Genomic DNA, 5,907 nt, shown 5'->3' with positions numbered 1-5,907 from the left:
TCGCGGGCAAGCCCGCTCCCACAGGACTTAAGTCGTACTCAATTTTTTTGATCGACAATAACTCTGTGGGAGCGGGCTCGCCCGCGATGGGGCCGGTGAACGCAATGGCAAGCAAGCTCTGAAACTCAGTTTTCCTGCGCCCGATAAGCCCCCGGCGTCAGCCCCGTCCACTTCTTGAACGCCCGGTGAAACGCTGACGGCTCGGAAAACCCCAACTGCTCGGCAATCTGTTGCAATGACAGGTCTGTGCGGCGCAGGTGATAAATCGCGATATCGCGGCGCAACTGATCCTTCAACTCCTGAAAACTGGTGCCTTCCTCGCGCAGATGCCGACGCAGCGTCTGTGGGCTGATATGCAGGTGGGCGGCCACGGCGTCGAGGTCCGGCCAGCGTGAACTGTCGCGGCTGAGTAAGCGTCGCAACTGGCTGCTCAGACTGTTGCCATCGTCCGGGCGCGACAACAGATCAGCCGGTGAGTGTTCGAGAAAATGCTTGAGGGTTCGTTCGTCCTGCAACAGCGGCATGTTCAGGTAGCGGCTGTGAAACAGCAGGCTGTTTTGAGGCGTGGAAAACGTCAACGGACACGAAAACATCAAATCGTACTCGGCGCCGTGTTCCGGTCGCGGGTAGCTGAACGTAGCCTGCTCCAGCCGAATGCGCTGACCGATCAGCCAACTGCCGAACCGGTGCCAGGTCACCAATAGACATTCGGTGAGAAAGTGGTCCGGGTCCCATAGCTGCGAATCATCCAGGCTCAAGCGGATCATTTCGTCTTCCCGCGTCACCATCAGGCGCGGGGCATCAGGGAATAGGCTATAAAACAATAAGCCACGGTTGAGAGCCTTTTCCAGATTGCGGCAATGAATCACGGCGTGACACATCATCGCGAAGCTGCCCGGCATGCTGCGGCCTTGCCCGAAACCCAGGTATTCGTCGTTCAACCCCAGCCTCAGCGACTGCAACAGTCGGGTGAACTGCTCCGGTGCGATACGCGCCCGCGGTTCGTCGAGCAACTCGGGGCTGATTCCCAATTGTTGCAACAGGTCCGAATAGTCGTAGCCATGCCGTTGCGCGCCGCGCAGGGCGGCTCGGGCGAAATGACTGGCAATGGTGCGTTCGCGCATAACGGGTTAATCCATCCATTGAGCGACGGATGGTAGCGGCGGTTTCAATCGGACGACAAGGCGGATATCCGCCAAATTGCAGAACGTGTTTTGGCCAATGGGCGGAAATCCGCCACGGTGTTGTACCCGCTAGCTGGCCAGGAAAAACCCGCAACCCTTGATATCAAAAGGCTTACAGAGAATTCATGCGAGGTGGCACGGGCCTTGCGATACAACGAGCAGATGCCTGCCGTTGTGCAGCTCGGAAAAACAAATCCCTCCAGTGCAGGAGGGTTCGCAAATGAGGTTGTCGCGGGCAACAGATGGATGTTGTCAGCGCGCACTCTTGAGGAACTTTGCAATGACGACTCGTCAGCCACTGTACAAATCCCTGTATTTCCAGGTGATCGTTGCAATTGTCATCGGTATCTTGCTCGGTCACTACTATCCACAGCTCGGTGTGGCGGTTAAGCCACTGGGTGACGGGTTCATCAAGCTGATCAAAATGATCATCGCCCCGATTATCTTCTGCACCGTCGTCAGCGGTATCGCTGGCATGCAGGACATGAAGTCGGTCGGCAAGACCGGCGGTTACGCACTCCTGTACTTCGAAATCGTTTCCACCATCGCTTTGCTGGTGGGCCTGATCGTGGTCAACATCGTGCAGCCAGGAAATGGCATGCACATCGACGTCACCACCCTGGATGCCTCGAAAGTGGCGACCTACGTGGCGCAAGGTGCTGATCAAAGCATCGTCGGCTTCCTGCTCAATGTGATCCCGAGCACCATCGTTGGCGCGTTCGCCACGGGCGACATCCTGCAAGTGCTGATGTTCTCGGTGATCTTCGGTTTCGCCCTGCATCGCCTGGGCGCTTACGGCAAGCCGCTGCTGGACTTCATCGATCGCTTTGCCCATGTGATGTTCAACATCATCAACATGATCATGAAGCTCGCGCCAATCGGTGCCTTCGGTGCCATGGCCTTCACCATCGGTGCCTACGGTGTTGGTTCGCTGGTGCAACTGGGTCAGCTGATGGCCTGCTTCTACATCACCTGTGTGCTGTTCATCCTGATCGTGTTGGGCGGTATCGCTCGCATGCACGGCTTCAGCGTGCTGAAGGTGATCCGCTACATCCGTGAAGAACTGCTGATCGTGCTGGGTACTTCTTCTTCGGAGTCGGTACTGCCACGCATGCTGATCAAGATGGAGCGTCTGGGCGCGCAGAAATCCGTCGTCGGTCTGGTGATTCCAACCGGTTACTCGTTCAACCTCGACGGTACTGCGATCTACCTGACCATGGCGGCCGTGTTCATTGCCCAGGCAACTGACGCCCACATGGACATCACGCACCAGATCACCTTGCTGGTGGTGTTGCTGCTGTCCTCCAAAGGCGCCGCGGGCGTGACCGGTTCGGGCTTCATCGTTCTGGCCGCCACCCTGTCCGCTGTTGGCCACTTGCCGGTTGCCGGCCTGGCGCTGATCCTCGGTATCGACCGCTTCATGTCCGAAGCCCGTGCCCTGACCAACCTGATCGGTAACGCCGTTGCCACCTTGGTGGTGGCCAAGTGGGTCAAGGAACTGGATACCGACGTGTTGCACGCCGAGCTGGCCTCTGGCGGTCGCGGTATTGCCGACGAGCGTGCGGAAGAACAAGTAGATGTGGTTCATACCCCGACTGCAAGCAGCGCCAAGTAAGCTGATCCTCGCTTCATGAAAAACCCGCTTCGGCGGGTTTTTTCATGCCCACGAAATTCTGTAGGAGCTGACGCAGGCTGCGATCTTTGATTTTGCTTTTTTTAAATCAAAAGATCGCAGCCTCGTTTCACTCGACAGCTCCTACACAGCTCCTACACAGCTCCTACAAGGGTCAACGGCTTGTTTGAGCACAACGGTCAGCGCAGCTGGCGCATAAGGTGATTGCTCAGGAGCGCTCGGCTGCCTAGGCTGGGGCATCGTTAAGGGAGAACACCCCATGCTCGGTCCACTGGCATCACTCAAGGTTCTGGATTTCTCGACACTGCTGCCGGGGCCATTCGCCTCGTTACTGCTGGCGGACATGGGCGCCGAAGTACTGCGCATCGAATCGCCGACCCGCATGGACCTGCTGCGTGTGCTGCCGCCCCACGACCGCGGCGTATCGGCCAGCCATGCCTACCTCAATCGCAACAAGCGCAGCCTGGCACTGGACCTCAAGAAGCCTGAAGCGCTGGAGGTGATCAAGCAGTTGCTCAAGGATTACGACATCGTACTGGAGCAGTTTCGCCCCGGTGTCATGGAGCGCCTGGGCCTGGGTTATGAAGCCTTGAGGGCGATCAATCCGAAGCTCATTTATGTCTCGATCACCGGTTATGGGCAGACGGGGCCTTACAAGGACCGTGCTGGGCATGACATCAATTATCTGGCGTTGGCCGGGCTTGCGAGCTACACCGGCCGTGTTGAAGGTGGGCCGCTGCCCTTGGGGCCGCAAGTGGCGGATATCGCCGGTGGCTCGCTGCACGGGGTGATTGGCCTATTGGCGGCAGTGATCGCTCGGCAGCAGACCGGGCAGGGACAGCATCTTGATGTGAGCATGACCGACTGCGCATTCAGCCTCAACGCGATGGCTGGCGCCGGGTATCTGGCCTGCGGTGTCGAGCCGGGCCGGGAAGACCAGGTGCTCAATGGCGGCAGCTTTTACGACTACTATCGTTCGCGGGATGGGCGCTGGTTGTCTGTGGGCAGTCTGGAGCCGGCGTTCATGAAGCAATTGTGTGTGGCGCTGGGGCTGGAGGAGTGGGCGAGCTTCGGTTTATCACCGCAACCAGCGCAACAAAAGGCGCTCAAGGATGCGCTGAAGATCGAATTCGAAAAGCACGATTTTGCCGAGTTGTGCGCGTTGTTTGCCGAGTTGGATGCTTGTGTCGAACCGGTATTGAGCGTGGCGCAAGCGGTACGGCATCCACAGTTGCAGGCGCGGGAGCTGGTCACCCAGGTGCCCCGTGGTGATGGTTCGAGCCAGGCGCAGATGGCCTGTCCGTTGAAGTTCTCGGGGGGCTTGCCGCAGCCAAGGCATATTGGTGCGGGGGTGGGGGAGCATACGGATCAGGTCTTGGGGGAGTTGGGGTTCAATGCGCAGCAGATCGAAGAGCTGCGGCGGGCCAAGGTGATTGGGTAGTGGTTTCAGTGGCCCCTTCGCGGGCAAGCCCGCTCCCACAGTGTTCGATGTCGTTCACAAATTCTGTATTCCCGACCAGGCCTTGTGGGAGCAGCTTGCCCGCGAAGGGGCCAGTCCGGACGCCACAAAAACCTGCTACTCGACCCGCATCTCCCCACTGAACACCAGGGTACTGCGACACCGTCGGCACAAATACCGCCGCCCTTGCCGCACCAGGCCATGGCGTTGGGACGAAAACGGGAAATCGCTGTCGGGGCACGGACACTTATAGATGTAGCGGGTCACGCTGCGGCGTTTCACGTCGTAGGTGTGGCAGCGGTTGGGCGGCAGTTCGTACACGCCCCGCATGATCAGCTGCCACTCTTCGCCATGGGGCTGGATGCGATCGCCAAACAGTTGATGGGCGATCAGGTGGGCGACTTCATGGGCAACGGTCTGCTTGAGGAAGTCTTCAGTGTTTTCCCGGTACAGCTGCGGATTGAAGCGCAACAGGTTCTCGTGCAAATGCGCAACACCGGCTTTTTGCCCGCGCAGCTTGAGGCTCACCACGGGGCGTTTGAAAGGTCTTTTGAAAAAGGATTCGGCTTGTAGGAAACAGTCTTCGACGCGGGTGTTGAGTTGCTCGGGCATGCTTGATGGATCTCCAGAGGCGTCGAGTATGCCGCAACCCTCGGGACTTGCGTATCGCCGAATCGCCGAATGGTCATTGCCGTTCTGCAGGCTGAAGAATTAAAAGGCCGCCTTGCGGCGGCCTGTGTCGGCAGATCTAGTTTTTGGGGGGGAATTGCTAATTGGTGTAGACCGGCCCCACGCCGAGTCCCCAGACAATTACGGTGAAGGCCATGATGGCCACCAATACGACCAAGCCTACAGCGAGTACCGAACTGGAAAACAGAAAGCCCTCATCGGATGGAATGTTCATGAAAGTCGGTAGCCCGACATAGAGCAGATAGACCGTGTAGCAGATCGCCGCAGTGCCGACGACCATCCCCAGCCACATGTGAGGGTACAGCGCCGCCAGGCCGCCAATGAACAGCGGAGTCGCGGTGTAGGTCGCAAACGCTACGCAGCGTGCCAGGCTTGGGTTGGCATCATAGGTGCGGGCCATCCAGTGGATGAACGCGCCCATGACCGCAACACCGCCGAGCATCGCCAGGTACGACATGATCGTCATCCATAGCGCACTTTCCATCGTGAGCATCACTGGCGCTCGACTGCCAATCACCCAGCCGACCTGTGTTGTGCCGATAAACGCCGACACAGCAGGAATCGCCGCCAGAATCAGGGTGTGGGTCAGGTACATGTGGCTGATGCTTTCCTCCTGGTCGCCACGGATTTCTTTCCATTCTTGGTCAGGGTGGGTGAAGAGCCCCACTACGTGATGGATCATGCCAGTCACTCCTCTCGTTTTTACCGTCGCCCCCCAGTGGAGCGCCTACGGGCCAAGGGCCAAGTAAGTAATAGGTCTGAATGTATTTAGCGACCTTATGTCGCAGTATAGGAAGGAGTTAACCCCACAGTTGATAGGGCTTAGAGCAAATTGCGCTGTAAAGTCTCGTGTTAATCGCAGTTACATCTGTAGGAGCTGCCGGAGGCTGCGATCTTTTGATTTTTAGAAGCAAGATCAAAAGATCGCAGCCTGCGGCAGC

At 58.2% G+C, this 5,907-nt stretch carries 5 protein-coding genes; 2 read left to right on the top strand and 3 right to left on the bottom strand.

Annotated elements, in window-relative coordinates; all coding sequences use genetic code 11:
- Positions 1-125: 125 nt before the first annotated feature.
- Complete coding sequence (locus ACRESJ_RS01270) at positions 126-1,124, bottom strand: AraC family transcriptional regulator (RefSeq protein ID WP_431756256.1); 999 nt, start codon at positions 1,122-1,124, stop codon at positions 126-128.
- Between the two features lie 340 nt (positions 1,125-1,464).
- On the opposite strand from ACRESJ_RS01270, the gene ACRESJ_RS01265 reads away from it, so the two are divergent.
- Positions 1,465-2,799 (top strand): dicarboxylate/amino acid:cation symporter, encoded by a 1,335-nt coding sequence (locus tag ACRESJ_RS01265; RefSeq protein ID WP_431756255.1) that lies wholly within the window; start codon positions 1,465-1,467, stop codon positions 2,797-2,799.
- Positions 2,800-3,076: 277 nt separating this feature from the next.
- Positions 3,077-4,258 carry a CaiB/BaiF CoA transferase family protein gene (locus tag ACRESJ_RS01260; RefSeq protein WP_431756254.1) on the top strand — a complete coding sequence of 394 codons (1,182 nt, stop codon included), beginning with the start codon at positions 3,077-3,079 and terminating at the stop codon, positions 4,256-4,258.
- A gap of 135 nt (positions 4,259-4,393) precedes the next feature.
- Here ACRESJ_RS01260 and ACRESJ_RS01255 read toward each other — a convergent pair whose 3' ends face one another.
- Positions 4,394-4,888 carry a SprT family zinc-dependent metalloprotease gene (locus tag ACRESJ_RS01255; RefSeq protein ID WP_431756253.1) on the bottom strand — a complete coding sequence of 165 codons (495 nt, stop codon included), beginning with the start codon at positions 4,886-4,888 and terminating at the stop codon, positions 4,394-4,396.
- A 157-nt stretch (positions 4,889-5,045) separates the two neighbouring features.
- Entirely contained in the window at positions 5,046-5,648 is a 603-nt protein-coding gene (locus ACRESJ_RS01250; RefSeq protein ID WP_431756252.1) for a Yip1 family protein, read from the bottom strand.
- Positions 5,649-5,907: the final 259 nt, after the last annotated feature.

Source organism: Pseudomonas sp., from assembly GCF_050739655.1.
GTDB lineage: Bacteria > Pseudomonadota > Gammaproteobacteria > Pseudomonadales > Pseudomonadaceae > Aquipseudomonas.
Note: the sequence above shows the minus strand (reverse complement) of the source record. Positions and strands in the feature narration are given on the sequence as shown.